This window comes from Lentzea sp. NPDC036949 (genome assembly GCF_055608075.1).
Map to the genome: position 1 here is coordinate 359,669 of NZ_JBVJRA010000009.1, position 15,995 is coordinate 375,663.

The 15,995-nt window shown below is 72.0% G+C and carries 13 protein-coding genes; 6 read left to right on the forward strand and 7 right to left on the reverse strand.

What is annotated here, in order from left to right; genetic code table 11:
• Positions 1-98 precede the first annotated feature (98 nt).
• From ACZ7CD_RS26165 to ACZ7CD_RS26180, 4 genes are all read left to right on the forward strand, one after another.
• Positions 99-4,640, forward strand: a complete 4,542-nt coding sequence (locus ACZ7CD_RS26165) for a HAMP domain-containing protein (RefSeq protein ID WP_470379875.1) — start codon at positions 99-101, stop codon at positions 4,638-4,640.
• Complete coding sequence (locus ACZ7CD_RS26170; protein WP_360400425.1) at positions 4,637-6,934, forward strand: SpoIIE family protein phosphatase; 2,298 nt, start codon at positions 4,637-4,639, stop codon at positions 6,932-6,934. Before ACZ7CD_RS26165 ends, ACZ7CD_RS26170 begins: the two co-directional genes overlap by 4 nt.
• A gap of 16 nt (positions 6,935-6,950) precedes the next feature.
• A complete protein-coding gene (locus ACZ7CD_RS26175; protein WP_470372429.1) occupies positions 6,951-7,364 on the forward strand; it encodes an ATP-binding protein in 414 nt (137 codons plus the stop codon).
• A 71-nt stretch (positions 7,365-7,435) separates the two neighbouring features.
• Complete coding sequence (locus ACZ7CD_RS26180) at positions 7,436-7,840, forward strand: ATP-binding protein (protein WP_360400431.1); 405 nt, start codon at positions 7,436-7,438, stop codon at positions 7,838-7,840.
• Here ACZ7CD_RS26180 and ACZ7CD_RS26185 read toward each other — a convergent pair whose 3' ends face one another.
• Positions 7,841-9,163 carry a hypothetical protein gene (locus tag ACZ7CD_RS26185; RefSeq protein WP_470379876.1) on the reverse strand — a complete coding sequence of 441 codons (1,323 nt, stop codon included), beginning with the start codon at positions 9,161-9,163 and terminating at the stop codon, positions 7,841-7,843. It abuts the gene before it with no gap.
• A 153-nt stretch (positions 9,164-9,316) separates the two neighbouring features.
• Complete coding sequence (locus ACZ7CD_RS26190) at positions 9,317-9,886, reverse strand: TetR/AcrR family transcriptional regulator (protein WP_470379877.1); 570 nt, start codon at positions 9,884-9,886, stop codon at positions 9,317-9,319.
• 127 nt (positions 9,887-10,013) lie between these two features.
• Here ACZ7CD_RS26190 and ACZ7CD_RS26195 point away from each other — a divergent pair, with 127 nt between their 5' ends.
• Positions 10,014-10,154: a hypothetical protein gene (locus tag ACZ7CD_RS26195; RefSeq protein ID WP_470379878.1), complete on the forward strand. Its 141-nt coding sequence runs from the start codon at positions 10,014-10,016 to the stop codon at positions 10,152-10,154.
• An 8-nt stretch (positions 10,155-10,162) separates the two neighbouring features.
• Here the strand turns inward: ACZ7CD_RS26195 and ACZ7CD_RS26200 are convergent, their stop codons facing one another.
• The 5 genes from ACZ7CD_RS26200 to ACZ7CD_RS26220 form a co-directional block, all read right to left on the reverse strand.
• Positions 10,163-10,846, reverse strand: coding sequence for a hypothetical protein (locus tag ACZ7CD_RS26200; RefSeq protein ID WP_360400443.1), 684 nt, complete (start codon positions 10,844-10,846; stop codon positions 10,163-10,165).
• Between the two features lie 17 nt (positions 10,847-10,863).
• Positions 10,864-12,159, reverse strand: coding sequence for a GAF domain-containing protein (locus tag ACZ7CD_RS26205; protein ID WP_470379879.1), 1,296 nt, complete (start codon positions 12,157-12,159; stop codon positions 10,864-10,866).
• 111 nt (positions 12,160-12,270) lie between these two features.
• Positions 12,271-13,512, reverse strand: coding sequence for a PP2C family protein-serine/threonine phosphatase (locus ACZ7CD_RS26210; protein WP_470379880.1), 1,242 nt, complete (start codon positions 13,510-13,512; stop codon positions 12,271-12,273).
• Entirely contained in the window at positions 13,509-14,018 is a 510-nt protein-coding gene (locus ACZ7CD_RS26215) for an ATP-binding protein (protein WP_458432894.1), read from the reverse strand. Before ACZ7CD_RS26215 ends, ACZ7CD_RS26210 begins: the two co-directional genes overlap by 4 nt.
• 111 nt (positions 14,019-14,129) lie before the next feature.
• The gene (locus ACZ7CD_RS26220) at positions 14,130-14,624 is read right to left on the reverse strand and encodes a MarR family winged helix-turn-helix transcriptional regulator (RefSeq protein ID WP_458432896.1); all 495 of its coding nucleotides are present in this window, start codon (positions 14,622-14,624) and stop codon (positions 14,130-14,132) included.
• A gap of 91 nt (positions 14,625-14,715) precedes the next feature.
• On the opposite strand from ACZ7CD_RS26220, the gene ACZ7CD_RS26225 reads away from it, so the two are divergent.
• Positions 14,716-15,897 (forward strand): PP2C family protein-serine/threonine phosphatase, encoded by a 1,182-nt coding sequence (locus ACZ7CD_RS26225; protein ID WP_470379881.1) that lies wholly within the window; start codon positions 14,716-14,718, stop codon positions 15,895-15,897.
• Positions 15,898-15,995 lie beyond the last annotated feature (98 nt).

Here is a 15,995-nt window from a genome sequence, read left to right on the forward strand (position 1 = left end):
CACCGGGCTCCAGTAATGTCATTCGCGTTCGCTGAGGTGAGCTTGAGCAGACAGGTGCCCACCTCCACGTGGTTTCGCCGTGCAGTGGAGGATTCTGGATGAGTGGCACGAGTGCGCCGGCCGATGTCCTGGCCGGTCAGGACGCCGCGCGAAGAGCGGCGGAGCTGCCGGAGCTGCGGCAGCTGCTCGCCGGGCTCACCGCCGTGCGCGACGGCGACTTCGGGATCCGCCTGCCCGACGACTCCGACGGGCTGCTCGGCGAAATCGCCACCGTCTTCAACGGCATGGTCGACCAGCTGTCGCTGTTCACCTCCGAGGTCACCCGCGTCGCGCGCGAGGTCGGCACGGACGGGCGCCTCGGCGGACAGGCCGAGGTGCCGGGCGTGTCCGGCACGTGGAAGGACCTCACCGACTCGGTGAACGCCATGGCGGGCAACCTGACCAGCCAGGTCCGCGACATCGCCCAGGTCGCCACCGCGGTCGCCCGCGGCGACCTCAGCCAGAAGATCGACGTCGACGCGCGCGGCGAGATCCTGGAGCTGAAGAACACCGTCAACACGATGGTCGACCAGCTCTCCTCGTTCGCCGACGAGGTCACCCGCGTGGCCCGCGAGGTGGGCAGCGAGGGCCGGCTGGGCGGTCAGGCCGAGGTGCCCGGCGTCGGCGGCGTGTGGCTGGACCTCACGAACTCCGTGAACTTCATGGCGGGCAACCTGACCGACCAGGTCCGCAACATCGCCCAGGTGACCACCGCCGTCGCGCGCGGCGACCTCAGCCAGAAGATCACGGTCACCGCGCGCGGCGAGATCCTCGAACTGAAGAACACCATCAACACGATGGTCGACCAGCTCTCCTCCTTCGCCGACGAGGTCACCCGCGTCTCCCGCGAGGTCGGCACCGAGGGCGCCCTGGGCGGTCAGGCCGACGTGAAGGGCGTGTCCGGCACGTGGCGCGACCTCACCGACTCGGTGAACTTCATGGCGGGCAACCTGACCGCGCAGGTGCGCTCCATCGCCCAGGTCGCCACGGCGGTCGCCCGCGGCGACCTCAGCCAGAAGATCACCGTGACGGCCCGCGGCGAGATCTTGGAGCTCAAGGACACCATCAACACGATGGTCGACCAGCTCTCCTCCTTCGCCGACGAGGTCACCCGCGTCTCCCGCGAGGTCGGCACGGACGGGCGCCTGGGCGGCCAGGCGGACGTGAAGGGCGTGTCCGGCACGTGGAAGGACCTCACCGAGTCCGTCAACGTCATGGCGGACAACCTCACCGCGCAGGTGCGCTCCATCGCGCAGGTGACGACGGCGGTGGCGCGCGGTGACCTGAGCCAGAAGATCCGCGTGGACGCGCGCGGCGAGATCCTGGAGCTGAAGGAGACCATCAACACGATGGTCGACCAGCTGTCCGGCTTCGCCGACGAGGTCACCCGCGTGTCCCGCGAGGTCGGCACCGAGGGCAACCTCGGCGGCCAGGCGACCGTGCGCGGTGTCTCCGGCACGTGGAAGCACCTGACGGACAACGTGAACGTCATGGCCTCCAACCTCACCAACCAGGTGCGGTCGATCGCCCAGGTCGCCACGGCGGTGGCCCGCGGCGACCTGTCCCAGAAGATCACCGTCGAGGCCAAGGGCGAGGTCGCCGCGCTGGCCGGCGTGATCAACACGATGGTCGACACGCTGTCCGCGTTCGCCGACGAGGTCACCCGCGTGGCCCGCGAGGTCGGCACCGAGGGCATGCTCGGCGGTCAGGCACGGGTGCCGAACGTGGCGGGCACCTGGAAGGACCTGACCGACAACGTCAACTTCATGGCGAACAACCTGACCAACCAGGTCCGCAACATCGCCCAGGTCACCACCGCCGTCGCGCAGGGCGACCTGACCAAGAAGATCGACGTCGACGCCCGCGGCGAGATCCTGGAGCTCAAGACCACGATCAACACGATGGTCGACCAGCTCAGTTCCTTCGCCGCCGAGGTCACCCGCGTGGCGCGCGAGGTGGGCAGCGAGGGCCGGTTGGGTGGTCAGGCCGAGGTCGAGGGCGTGTCCGGCACGTGGAAGCGGCTCACCGAGAACGTCAACGAGCTGGCCGGGAACCTGACCCGCCAGGTGCGCGCGATCGCCGAGGTGACGAGCGCGGTCGCCGAGGGCGACCTGACCCGGTCGATCACCGTCGAGGCCTCCGGTGAGGTCGCCGAGCTCAAGGACAACATCAACTCGATGGTGGAGTCGTTGCGCGACTCCACGAAGGCCAACGAGGACCAGGACTGGCTGAAGTCCAACCTGGCCCGCATCTCCGGGCTCATGCAGGGCCGCAGGGACCTCGCCGTCGTCGCCGAGCTGATCATGGACGAGCTGACGCCGCTGGTGTCGGCCCAGTTCGGCGCGTTCTACCTGGCCGACGACACCGAGGACCGCCAGGAGCTGCGGCTGATCAGCTCCTACGGCCACCCCGACGACGGTTCGCGGACCACCCGGTTCCGGTTCGGGCAGTCGCTCGTCGGGCAGGCCGCGCGCAGCCGCCGCACGATCGCCGTGGACGAGATGCCGGCCGACTACGTCGCCATCACCTCCGGTCTCGGCCGCACCGCACCGGTCAACCTGCTGGTGCTGCCGATCGTCGTGGAGGACCAGGTCCTCGGCGTCATCGAGGTCGCGTCGGTGCACCGCTTCACCGACATCCACCGCGACTTCCTCGACCAGCTGATGGAGGCCATCGGCGTCAACGTCAACACCATCATCGCCAACGCCCGCACCGACGAGCTGCTCACCGAGTCGCAGCGGCTCGCGGAGGAGCTGCAGTCGCGCTCCGGTGAGCTGCAGGCCCGCCAGGAGGAGCTGCAGCGCTCCAACAAGGAGCTGGAGGAGAAGGCGGAGCTGCTCGCGATCCAGAACAGCGACATCGAGACGAAGAACCTGGAGATCGAGCAGGCGCGGCAGCAGCTGGAGGTCCGCGCGCAGGAGCTGACGCTCGCGTCGAAGTACAAGTCGGAGTTCCTGGCCAACATGAGCCACGAGCTGCGCACCCCGCTCAACAGCCTGCTGATCCTCGCGCAGCTGCTGGCCCAGAACCCCAGCCGCAACCTCACCCCGAAGCAGGTCGAGTACGCGGGCATCATCCACTCCGCGGGCTCCGACCTGCTGGGGTTGATCAACGACATCCTCGACCTGTCCAAGATCGAGGCCGGCAAGATGGACATCACGCCGGAACGCGTGTCGCTGCGGCGGCTGCTGGACTACGTCGAGGTCACGTTCCGCCCGCTCACCTCGCAGAAGGGGCTGAGCTTCCAGCTGAGCACGTCGCCGGGCACGCCGCCGGAGCTCGTCACCGACGACACCCGCCTGCAGCAGGTGCTGCGCAACCTGCTGTCCAACGCGGTCAAGTTCACCGAGACCGGCGGTGTCGAGCTGCGCATCGGGCTCGCCGACCCGGACGAGCTGCCGCACGCGGTCCGCGCGCACGGCCAGGCCATCCGGTTCCAGGTCAGCGACACCGGCATCGGCATCGCCGAGCACCAGCTGGAGTCGATCTTCGGTGCGTTCCAGCAGGCCGACGGCACCACCAGCCGCAAGTACGGCGGCACCGGGCTGGGCCTGTCGATCAGCCGCGAGATCGCCTACCTGCTCGGCGGGTCGATCACCGCGGAGAGCACCCTGGGCAGGGGCAGCACCTTCACCCTGTACCTGCCGGTGCACAGCAGCGAGTTCGCCGAGCCCGTGCAGGAGGCGGCGACGGCGGCGGCGGCCGAACCCGCTGTCACGGCGGAGGAACCCGCACCGGCCGCCACGCACCAGCGGCGGCTGCTGGTCGTGGAGGAACGGCCGCAGGGCCTGCTCTCCCTGGTCGCGCAGAGCGCGGTGACCGACCTGTCGGCGAGCAACGACCCGCGCGGGCCGGTGGAGGTGGTCACCGCCGTCGGCCGCGAGGAGGCGGCGGCCGCGCTCGCGACCGAGCCGTGCCACTGCGTCGTGCTGGAGCTGGACATGCCCGACGGTGCCGCGCTGCGGTTCCTGGAGGCGCTCGACGGCGACACCGCCACCCGCACGATTCCCGTGCTGGCGCACAACAACCGCAGGCTGCCGGCGCAGTACGAGCAGCAGCTGCAGACGCGCAGCAGCACCCGCCCGCTCGAGCTGCTGTCCAGCCTGGACGAGCTGCGGGAGCGGATCGCGTTGCACCTCAACGCGGACGGCCCCGAGGACGTGCTGCCCCTCGTGCGTCCCGAGCAGCCGCGGCCGCCGGCCGCGCACCGGGTGAACGGGCAGCTGGCCGGTCGCACGGTGCTGATCGTCGACGACGACGCCCGCAACCTGTTCGCGCTCAGCAGCATCCTGGAGCTGCACGACGTGCGGGTGCTGCACGCGGAGAACGGCAGGGAGGGCATCGAGGCGCTGGTCAGCCACCCGGAGATCGACCTGATCCTGATGGACGTGATGATGCCGGAGATGGACGGCTACGCCGCCACCGCCGCGATCCGCTCCATGCCCGACCACGCGGAGGTTCCGATCATCGCCGTCACGGCGAAGGCGATGCCGGGCGACCGGGACAAGAGCATCTCGGCGGGCGCCAACGACTACGTCACCAAACCGGTCGACGCCGACGACCTGATGGCCTGCGTGCACCGGTGGATGCGCACCCGGTGACCGCCGACGAGGCCGGTGTCGGCCGGCTCGCGGGCACCGTCGCCCGCCTGCACCGGGAGATCGAGCAGGCACGGGCGGCAGCGGACGGCCGGGCGCTGGTGGAGCTCGCCAAGGGCGTGCTCGTCGAACGCCTGCGCTGCGGTCCCGCGCAGGCGGCCGAGCAGCTCGCCCTGCTCGCGGACCGTGCGGGCACCACCCAGTTGCAGCTCGCCGTGGAGATCATCAACGAGGTCTCCGGCGACGAGCTCACCGCGGTCCCCGCCGCGGCCGGCGACCACACCGCCACGACGGCGATCCGGTTGCGGACGGCGGAAAGCGGCGCTCTGCACGCCGACGACACGCAGTCGGTGGCCCAGTCGCTCTTCGACCACGCGCTGGCCCCGCTGGGCGCGAGCGCCGTGGCGATCTGGCTGGCCGGGGCGGACGCCTCGCTCACCCTCGCCGGGCACGCCGGGTTCGGCACCGGTGAGGCACACCGCTGGCGCTACGTCCCTCCCGGCGTGCCGACACCCGCACGACGGGCGCTCCTGGAGCGGGAGGCGGTGTGGATCGGCGACCTGGGCGCGTCGGGGCTGCCGTCGATCGGTGCCGGCCTGCTCGGCCGCGTCACCGTTCCGGCCGGCACCGGCGGCCGCATCACCGGCGTGCTGGAGATCTGCTGGCCCACCGGGCTCGCACCGCAGCCGTTGAGCGTGCACAAGCAGGTGGAGGCGCTGGCGGAGCTGTGCGCCGCCACCCTGGACAGCACCGCGGTCGTGCGCGTGGCCGACCACGCGGCGCCCGCGCCGGCGGAGCTGGTGGACCTCGCCGACGGGCTGCTCGACCCGGCGTTCGTGCTGGGCCCCGAGGTCTCGCCGGAGGGCACGATCACCGACTTCCGCATCCACCACGTCAACAGCCGGTTCGTGGACCTCGCCGGACGGCCGCGGGCCGCGGTGGCGGGCCGGTCGTTGCTGGAGGCCTACCCTCTGGCCGCGACCGAGGGCGGCCTGTTCGACAAGGTCGAGCACGTGCACGCCACCGGTGAGCCGTTCCGCGCAGAGCACATGAACCTCGCCGCGCTGATCGACGAGGTGCCGCTGACGGTGACCGCCGGGGTGAGCATCACCCGGCACGGGGTGCTGGTGCTGGTCGTGTGGCGGGTGCAGGACGAGACGACCCGCCTGGCGAACCTGCTGCAGCACGCCCAGCGCCTCGGCCGGGTCGGCGGCTTCGAGGAGGACCGGCTCACCGGCGCGATCGTGTGGAACAGCCAGCTGCACTCGCTCTACGGACACGCCCCCGGCGCCGATCCCGTGCCGCTGGCGCAGATCGCGGCGCACGCCCACCCGGACGACGTGCCGGCGCTCAACGGGTTCGTGCAGACCGTGCTGCACGACCACCGGCAAGCGTCCGCGGCGTTCCGCCTGCAGCGCACCGGCGGTGTCACCCGACACGTCCGCGTGATCGCCGAGCCCGTGCTCGACCCGCACGGCACGCTGCTCGCCGTCCGCGGCGCCTACCAGGACGTGTCCTCCCAGCACTGGACCGAGGTGGCGCTGTCGGCCACGCAGGACCAGCTGGCGATCACCGCGCAGGAGGCCGCGGAGCGCAACAGGCTGACGCTGCAGCTCCAGCAGGTGATCATGCCGCCGACGCACCCCACGCTGGAGGCGTTCGGACTGCGGGTCGCGGTGCGTTACCGGCCCGCCGCGCAGGAAGAGCTGGTCGGCGGCGACTGGTACGACGCCGTCGTGCTGCCGTCCAAGCAGATCCTGGTGTCGGTCGGCGACATCACCGGTCACGGCATCAAGGGCGCGACCGGGATGGTGGTGCTGCGCAACGCGTTGCGCGGGCTGGCCGCCACCGGCGCGGGACCGGGCCAGCTGCTCACCTGGCTGAACCTCGTGGCCCACCACCTCGCCGACAACATCTTCGCCACCGCGATCTGCGGCGTGTACGACCCGTTGACCCGCGTGCTGCGCTGGGCCCGCGCCGGTCACCTGCCGCCGGTGCTGATCAGGGACGGGGAGGGCGAGCTGCTGCCGATGCTGCCCGGCACGATGCTCGGTGCCCTGTCCGAGGCGACCTACGTGGAGGGCGAGGTCGTGCTCGAACCCCGTGACACGCTGCTGCTCTACACCGACGGCCTGGTCGAGCGCAGGGACCTGCCGCTGGACGAGTGCCTGGAGCAGCTGTGCGCCGCCGTGCGGGAACCGCGGGCCGACCTGGACGACCTGCTGGACCACCTGCTGACCCAGAGCCGGTCCGACACCGACGACGACACGTGCGTCGTCGGTGTCCAGCTGCCGTGACGAGGAGGTGCCGACCGTGTCGCTCAGCCACCCCGGCCACCAGGCCTTCTTCCGCAGCTTCGACCTGGAGGACTACCACGACGACGTCGCCGGAATCCGGGCCCTGGCGCGGCTCGCGCTCACCGGGTTCGGCGGCGACGACGTCGGGGACGTGCTGCTCGTGCTCAGCGAGCTGGTGTGCAACGCCTTCGACCACGGCCGGGGCCCGCGCCGGTTGCGCCTGCACGTGGCGCCGGACCCGTGCGTGGTGCGCTGCGAGGTCGACGACACCGCGCCTGAGCTGCCCGTTCTCGGCCGGTCGCGGCTCGGCGGCTGCCGCGGCCGCGGGATCGTGATGGTCGACCGGCTGGCCACCTCCTGGGGCACGAGCCCCGGTGACGGCTGCAAGACGGTGTGGGCGGAGCTGCGGTGTGAGCTGGGTCCGTCCTGACGGTGCCGGGTTTCGCCGCCCCCGGCCGAGGTACTCCAGTCGTGCGATGCCGACAGGGAGGAGGCCGCGACGTGGCTGCCGAGTGCTCTGTTGACGGATGGCACACGCTGGAGCTCGTCAGCGCCGTACCGGACACGGCGAAGATCCGCAGGTGGACCAGGTCGATCCTGGGCGACCTGGGTGAGGACGACCTCCTCGACGTGCTGATGGTGATCACCGAGCTTGCCGCCAACGTCTTCGACCACGCACGTCTGCCCGCCCGCCTGCGGTTGCGGCGGTCGGACGAGCCGTGCGTCGTCAACGTCGTGGCTGAGGACGCCTCGCCTGACTCGCCTCTGCTGCGGCCGTCCACGCCCGACTCGGTGCGCGGCCGCGGCATGGTGATCGTGAACCGGCTGGCCGAGCGCTGGGGCGTGGTGCACCGCACCGTCGGCAAGGCCGTGTGGGCGGTCATCCCCTGCGCGCCGGCGCGGTGATCAGCTGACCAGCCGCAGGTTGCGCTGGTCCAGCAGCCGTTCCAGCGCACGCCGGCTGCGGCTCACCGGTTCGTCGATCAGCAGGCGTTCCGCACCGTAGGCGCGCACCAGCGGGTGCAGCTCGTAGAGCCCGTACCCCTTCTGCTCCACCAGGTGCGCCTCGACCAACGCGTCGAGCAGGCCGCGCGTCGGCCGCCCGCTCAGGTCCGCCAGCACCGCCACCGCGTGCACGTCGAAGGTCGTGCAGGGGTGCAACGTCAGCAGGCGCAGCAACCGGCGCGCGTCCGGGGGCAGCGCGCGGTCGGAGAGCGCCAGCGTCGCCCGCAGGCCGCCTTCGAGGGCCAGCGCGGTGAGCGGTTCCAGGTAGTCGGTCAGCGTCCAGCCGGGGTGCTCGCGCAGGTGGCGGCCGATGACCGACACGGCGAGCGGGTGGCAGCCGAGGAGCTCGACGATCGAGCCGACCGGGCCGGCGTCCGCGGTGCGCGGCGCTGCGCTGAGGCGCAGCAGTTCCAGCGCCTCCCCGGCGGTGAGCGGGGGCAGCGTGGTGGAGCCGAGGCCGGGTAGAGCGGTGCGGCTCGTGATGAGCGCGTGGCAGCCGGGTGGGGGCAGCAGCGGCCGCACCCGGGCCGCGTCGGCCGCGTTGTCGAGCACGACGAGCGCGGAGGTCTCCGCGACCTTGGTGCGGTACAACCGGATCCGGTCGTCGAGGCCGGGTGGGATCAGATCGCCCGGTACGCCGAGCACCCGCAGGAACGACTCCAGTGCGGCGGCGACGGCCACGGGCGGGCGCACGGGGTCAAGCCCGCACAGGTCCAGGAACAGCACCGGGCCGCGGACCAGCCCGCGGCGAGCCCACGAGTGTCCCAGGTGGACGGCCAGCGCCGTCTTCCCGATGCCCGGCATCCCGGCGAGCGCCACGACACCGCCGGAGGCGAACCGCTGGAGCAGGTCCCGCCTGCCGACGAACGCGGGAAGGTCCTCCGGCAGCTCGGTGCGCACGCGGGCACAGCCGGTCGCGTCGGTCTCCCCCAGCACCCGGCGCAGCGCCTGCCGCCACTGCCCCAGCAGCGCGACGTCGCCGTCGACGAGCACCTCCACGACGGCAAGAACCAGGTCGACGTTCGGCCGCCGCCGCCCGGTCTGGAAGCAGTTGCCGACGGTCGAGCGGGCGGGCCACTCGCTGCGCGGGCGACCGGCCCTGTGCCACGTCGCGTGGATGCGCCGGGTGATCTCGGTGATCGACGGACTGCCCGCGTCGACCTTCAACCCGCGCAGCTGCACGACGTACTCGTCGAGCGTGCGCGGTCTGCTCGGAGTGAACACCGAACGCCCCCTCAGCGAACTTGGAACACTCGTTTCAAGATAGTCGGGCTGTCAAGCACCTCCCGTGCACCGCACTCGGGAGCCAAGGGCTGGACCTTGGAGGGATCAGGGAGCTCCTGGACGACATCAAGGAGGTCGCCGTCCAGCAGGGGTTCACACGAGAGCGCTGAGCGCGGCCTTCACGGTCGCGTTCAGCGCTTTCCGGTCGGCACCGGCACGAGAACGCAGGTTCACCCCGTAGGCGAGCATGGCGAGCATGTCCGCCGCCTGCGCGGGAGCGAGCCGCAGCCCCGGCTCCCGTTCGAGCGCCGCGCGCAGCGCCTTGCCGAGCTGGTCGTGGTGCTCGTGCAGCACCGCACTGATCTCCGGGTCGTCGTTCTCGCCGTTGGCGTGCGCGTTCGCCACCATGCACCCCCACCGGGCGTGCGGACCCGTGCATCGGACCTGGACGAGCCGGGCGAAGAACACCTCGACCGCCGCGAGCCCTGACTCCTCGCCGGCCAGCTGGTCGAAGACCGGCTGGGACCGCTCGCGGACGTACCGGCGCAGCGCCGCCAGGTAGAGGTCGCGCTTGCCACCGAACGTCGAGTACAGGCTCGACCGGTTCAGGCCGGTGGCGGTCACGATGTCCTGGATGCCGGTCGACGCGGCACCTCGCTTCCAGAACAACGCCATGACCTCGTCGAGAACGGCGTCCGGGTCGAAGTGCTTCACGTCGGGCATCGTTGCCACCTCAGGACTAACTTGAACCAACCGTTCCAAGTTAGTCCTGCCGGCGGGCCCGCGCAACCGCCGTCCAGAGTCGTCCACGAACCCCGGCGCGCGACCGGTCCCGGCAGAGCATCGAACCATGATTCCTCAGCTCTGGACCTCGGCCTACGGTCGCCGAGGCAACGCCCTGACCAGGTTCGCCGCGCGGCTCGCGGTGCGCACGACCGAGTTGCTGCGCGCTCTGGCCCGCTGCGACCGCGACACGTTCATGTCGCTGTAGGAGGCCGGTCAGCGTCCGAGGGGCTTGCGGAGCTCGGTCGCCTTCGCGGGCCCGTACATCGCGACCAGCGTCTGGTCGAGCAACTGCTCCGGGGTCAGGTTCCGCTGCTTCGCCACCTCGGCCAGCCCGGTGTCGGCCAGGTCCAGCAACGGGCGCAGGTCGATCTTCCAAGCCCCGTCCTCGCGCGCGAACTCGAACCGGTACGGCGCCTGCTGCCCGCGGGCGATCACCTCGGTCGACGCCTTGTCGCCGTCGACCTCGACCTCGCCGACGGCGAGGTTGGACACGCCCTGCTCCCCGACCAGCCCCCGGTCGACCGCCGCCTTCACCACGTCCTTCGACGACGCGGTGCGCAGGACCGCGGGGTCCAGCGCGCCCCGCATCACGTAGACCGCGAGGCGCACGCTGAGCAGCGAGGTGGCGAGCTGCTGCTCGGTGGCGGTGAGCGCCAGCGTCCGGTAGTTCTCGTAGACGTCGAAGATCGGGCCGGCCAGCACCGACACCGCCGCGGCGCCGTCCTTGGCGAGCACGGCCTTCTGGTAGGTCTCGAAGGCGGCGCGGACCGCCGCCGACTCGTCGGCGGAGGGCCGGGTGCTGGTCGAGCCGGACGCCGCGGTGGGGGCAGTGGCCGGTGCTGGGGTGCCGCAGGCGGCCACGAGCAGGCACAGCGCGGCCAGCAGGAAACGCTTCACCCGAAGAGCCTAGTCGGTCAGCGGTGCACGTAGGCCGCCAGCCCGCCGAGCTCCTCGCTCGCGATGAACACCGACCGCACGTTGATCAGCGCCTCCTCGACGTGCGCGGCGCAGCCCCAGGCCGCGTCGCCCCACGAGTCGGCGACCTTGATCTCGGCCGGCGCGCCGCACCCGGCGGTGCCGCCGAGCTGGCACTGCTCCGGGCGCGGCGTGCGGGCCTGGTTCTCGGCGGCGGCGCGCATCTTGGCGTTCAGCTCCGCGGCGGCAGCGGCCCGCCGTTCGGCGTCGGCACGCAGCTCGCGTTCCGCCTCGACGGCCTTGCCCAGCTCCTCCAGTGCCGCTTCCGCGCGGGCCTCTGCGGCGCGTTTGGCCTGGTCGTCGTGGTGGCGTTCGATGGCGAGGGCCGCGGTGCCGGTGAAGACCTGGATGAGGGCGAGGTCGGTGTCCTGCGGCACCCTGGGCGTGCGGTGGTACAGGGCGAAGGTGCCCAGCAGGCCGCCGTCGCGGGCCAGGATCGGCGTCGACCAGCAGGCCCCCAGCCCGGCGCGCTCGGCCAGGTGGCGGAAGTCGTCCCAGAACGGGTCGGTGGCGATGTCGGCGACCACGACCGGTTCCCGCCGGTGGGCCGCGGTGCCGCAGGAACCGACGCCCTCACCGGTGGCGATGCCGTCGATGGCCTCGTTGTAGAAGCCGGGCAGGCTGGGCGCGGCACCGTGCCGCAGGTGCAGGCCGTCGGGATCGGCCAGCAGGACGGACACGAACAGCTCCTGCGGCACCAGCTCCTCGATGGAGCGGGCCATCCCGTCGAGCACCTCGGTCAGCGGCGCCTGCCGGGCGATCTGCTCCAGCAGGGCGCGGTGCTCGGCCATCAACCGCTGGGCGTGCTTGACCTGCGTGGTCTCCACCCCGATGACCCGCACGCCGACCACCTCGCCGGACCGGTCGCGGCGCGCCTCGCAGGTGACGTCGAAGAACGCCTCCCGCGCGTCCGGGCCGTCACCCAGCACGACCCGCACGTCACGACCGGTGCGCGCCTCGCCGGTGCGGTGGACCTCGTCCAGCAGGGCGCGCAGCCCCTGCTCGGCCGGCTCGGGCAGCACGTCCGCCAGCGGCTGACCCGGATGGGCCCTGCCCTGGCCGATGGACGCCGTGAACGCGGGGTTCGCCGTCCCCAGCACGTGCTCCGGTCCCGAGAACGACGCGAAGATCGCCGTCGACTGCCCGAACAACGCGCGCAGGTCTTCCTCCGCGCCACCGCCACCTGCCGCCACCCGCGACACCTCGACCTGGTCCCGACCGTCCAAAGCGCTCACGCCCGCATTCCCACCCTCATGCGTCGCAGGCACGCTGCTGGACCTCGGACGCTGTTCCACTGTTACCGCACTCCTGTGAGCGGTGCGATCGTACGCACCGCCGGTGTCCCCTCAGGTCATCGCACCTCGGAACCGGACACCGAGGAGCACGGTGTCGTCGGTGTACAGGACGATGTCGTGCATGTCCGCCACGATCGTGGACAACGCCAGGTCGAGCGGCTGGTCCGCGTACGCCTTGGCGGCGGAGGAGAGCCGGAGCTCGCCCTCGTCCACGTCGCCGCGGCTCTCGACCAGCCCGTCGGTGTAGAGCAGCAGCAGGTCCCCCGGCGCCAGCACCGTGGTGTTGATGCCGGTGCTGCCGGGCACGGGGAACCCGACACCGCGGCCCTTCGCGGGCAGGTAGGCCGTGTCGCCGGTGCCGGGCACCAGCAACGCGGGCGGGTGGCCGCCGCCGGCCAGGCGCAGCGCGCCCGTGCGCGGGTCGAGCCGGGCGACCAGCAGGGTGGCCATCAGACCCTCGTTGATCTCGGCGGCCCGCCGGACCAGGTCTTCGAGCGGGTAGCCGTCGAGGGTCAGGGTGCGGATGGTGTGGGTGACGTTGAGGGCGTTGCGGGTGCAGGTGACGCCGTGGCCGACGGCGTCGACGACGGTGATCTGCAGGGTGCCGTCGGCGAGCACGAACCAGTCGTAGAGGTCGCCGCCGGTGGGGGCGTCGCGGTCGGCCGGCCGGTAGTGCACCCCGAGCTCGACGCCGGGCACGACCGGGGGCGGTGGGCGCAGGGCGTCCTCCAGCTCGCGGAAGATCACCGCGTGGGCCCTGCGGAGCTGTTCGTCCCGCTCCTCCAGCTCCACGTACATCGCCACGACGCCGCTGTTGGTCTCCGCCAGCTCGTGCTTGAGCTGCAGGTGCTCGCGCTCCAGCGAGTCGGTGCGGGCCAGGAGGGCGCGCAGTTCGAGGTCGGTCGCGGCCTGGTCGTCCGCCGGGTCCGCCCGCACGGCGACCTGCGGTTCCACCTGTGCGGGCAGGTGCCACACGGCGGCGGGCGCGTCGACCGGTTCGGGGAGCAGGGGCAGGTTCAGCGGCCGGGTGCGGTCGAGCGGCTCGACCAGCGGCAGGGTCACGACCAGGGTGGCCGTGCCGCCCGGCTCGGCCCTGAGCTGCCCGTCGACGGCGGCGCGGTCGGCGGGGTCGGCGGCCAGGTGGTGCTCGCGCGCCAGGATCGTCGCGCTCTGCACCAGGCGGGCGCGCAGCTCGATGGACACGCCGTGCTCGTCGCACAGCGAGCGGAGCCGCGCGCGCAACGCGAGGACGCCGTCGGTCGTGGCGGAGGTGACGGGCTGTTCTGCGGTCACGACGCCCATCCCACCACGGTCACGGTGGTGCCCTCGCCCACGGCGGTGTCGAGGGTGAACTCGTCGACGAGCAGGCGGATGCCACCGAGCCCGTGGCCGAGTCCCGCGGACGTGCTGAAGCCGTCGGCCAGCGCAGCCGTGACGTCGCTGATGCCGGGCCCGTGGTCGCGGACCTGCAACCGGAGCCCGCGCCGGCCGTCGAGCCCGACGAGCCGGGTGATGGTCATCGCCCCACCACCGCCGTGGACGTAGGCGTTGCGCACGAGCTCACTCGCTGCCGTCACGACCTTCGTCTGACTGACGAGGTCGAACCCCGCCGCGAGGGCCGCGGCACGCACGGCGTGCCGGGCGGCGAGCAGGTCCGACTCGGAACGGATGGGGTGGACGGTCTCGCCGGTCGGCGCAGACCGGTCCCCGGCTGGGAGGTCGACGTGCACCTCACCTGGCCGCACGGGGCCGGTTCCGGTGCGGTCGCGCAACCTCGCCAGTCGCCACTGCAGCCCCAACCGCCGGATGTTCCCGTCACTAAACTATTGTCGCACGACAAAAGTTAGCAGAAGACGCCGACACGTGGGCGCGGTTGTGGCACGGGAGCACCGATGGGGGGACGACGGTGGTCAGGCAGTCTGCGTTCCCGGCTGGTCGTCGCCGTCGTCGACGCCTTGGACGGACGTGGCCGCGTCCCGCAGCTGCCGCAACCCGCTGACGAGCGTGGACCGGGCGGACGGCGGCAGCGTGTCCACGACGTCGCGCAGGTGCTCACGCCGCCGTTCACGCAGGTCGTGCAGGTACGCGCGGCCGCGGTCGCTCAGCGAGAGCTCGACCTCGCGGCGGCTGGTGGCGCTCAGGCCGCGTTCCAGGAAACCGACCGCCTCCAGCCGGTCGCACAGGCGGCTGACCGAGGACGGTGCGGCGTCCAGCGCCTCGCCGAGCGCGCGCAGGTTGGCGCCCTCGGACTTCTCGAGCACGAACATCACGCGCAGCTGGGACACCGACAGCGGAGCGGGCGACACGTCCTTGCTCCGTTCCCACATCACCTCGATCTGTTCGACCACCTGGGTGAGAACCCGGAGCACGTCGTCGACGGAGGCGTGTGGCCGAATCCGGTTCACGTCCCCACTGTCGCATCCTTAGTGTTCCCGTGTCATGTCCGGCCGCGCCCGCGACACGGGATCGACACCCGGCGCAGAAGGCAGGCACCCCGTGACCGCACAAGCGGTGAACAGATACCTCGTCGTCGAGCAGGCCCTCCGGGCCGCGGCACCGCACGAGCTGCTCGACGTCACGCGCACCCAGCTGAGACAGCTGTACCAGGCCGAGGCGGTGCAGCTGCTGCTGGCCGACTACGCGCTGCTCATGCTGCAACCGGTCGCGGAGCTGCCGTACACGAGCAGCCCGATCCCGGTGAACGGCAGCACGCCCGGTCAGGCGTTCGGCGCCCAGCAGCCGTTCGTCGAGCACCGCGAGGGCACCGCCGTGACCACCTACCTGCCGGTCACCGTCCGCGGCGACCGGCTCGGCGTGCTCGCGGTCGACCTGGCGGACGTGCCCGGCCAGGACGACGTGGCGGAGCTGGGCCGGATCGCGCAGACGCTGGGCCACGAGATCGTGGTCGCCGAACGCGACACCGACCTGTACCTGCAAGCGCGGCGGGCGACGCGGCTGACCCTCGCCGCGGAGATGCAGTGGCAGCTGCTGCCGGGCCGGTCCTGCCGCCGGTCCGAGTACGACCTCGGCGGCCAGCTGGAACCCGCCTACGCCATCTACGGCGACAACTTCGACTGGTCGACCAACGCCGAGCACCTCACGCTGACGGTCACCAACGGCATGGGCGAGGGCATCGACGCCGCCCTGCTGACCAACCTCGCGGTCAACGCCCTGCGCAACGCCCGCCGCGCCGGCGTCCCCCTCGCCGACCAGGCGGCGCTGGCCGACCAGGCGATCTACGGCCAGCACGGCGGCCGGGTGCACGTCTCGGTCCTGCTGCTGCAGTTCGAGCTGAAGACCGGCAGGGTCGAGGTGATCGACGCGGGCTCGCCCAGCATGTGGCGCCTGCGCGGCACCACCGCCGAGCGCGTCACGTTCGAGGACCAGCTGCCGCTGGGCATGTTCGAGGACACCCAGTTCTCCCCGCAGGAGTTCCACGTCCGCCCCGGCGACCGGCTGATCTTCGCCAGCGACGGCGTCTACGACGTGGCCTCCCCCGCCGGCGAGCGCTACGGCGAACGCGCGCTGGCCCGCGCGATCAACCTGACCCGTCTGCTGCCCGCCGCGCAGGTCCCCAGGGAGGTCCTCCAGCAGCTCGCCGGACACCGCAGCGGCCTGACCGTCGACGACGACGCGATGGTGCTGTGCCTGGACTGGCACGGCGCCGACCGTTCCTGACCGAAGGTCCCGCGCCGACGAGGACCTTGGCCTCCTGCCGGGATCGCGAACGGCCCCTGGCGTGATCAGGAGACCTGTCACCGGCACGAGGACCGAAC

Bases quoted from the DNA above. Each gene is read 5' to 3' on its own strand.
- ACZ7CD_RS26165 (WP_470379875.1), top strand. From the start codon at position 99: ATGAGTGGCACGAGTGCGCCGGCCGATGTCCTGGCCGGTCAGGACGCC.
- ACZ7CD_RS26190 (WP_470379877.1), bottom strand. From the start codon at position 9,886: ATGCCCGACGTGAAGCACTTCGACCCGGACGCCGTTCTCGACGAGGTC.
- ACZ7CD_RS26195 (WP_470379878.1), top strand. From the start codon at position 10,014: ATGATTCCTCAGCTCTGGACCTCGGCCTACGGTCGCCGAGGCAACGCC.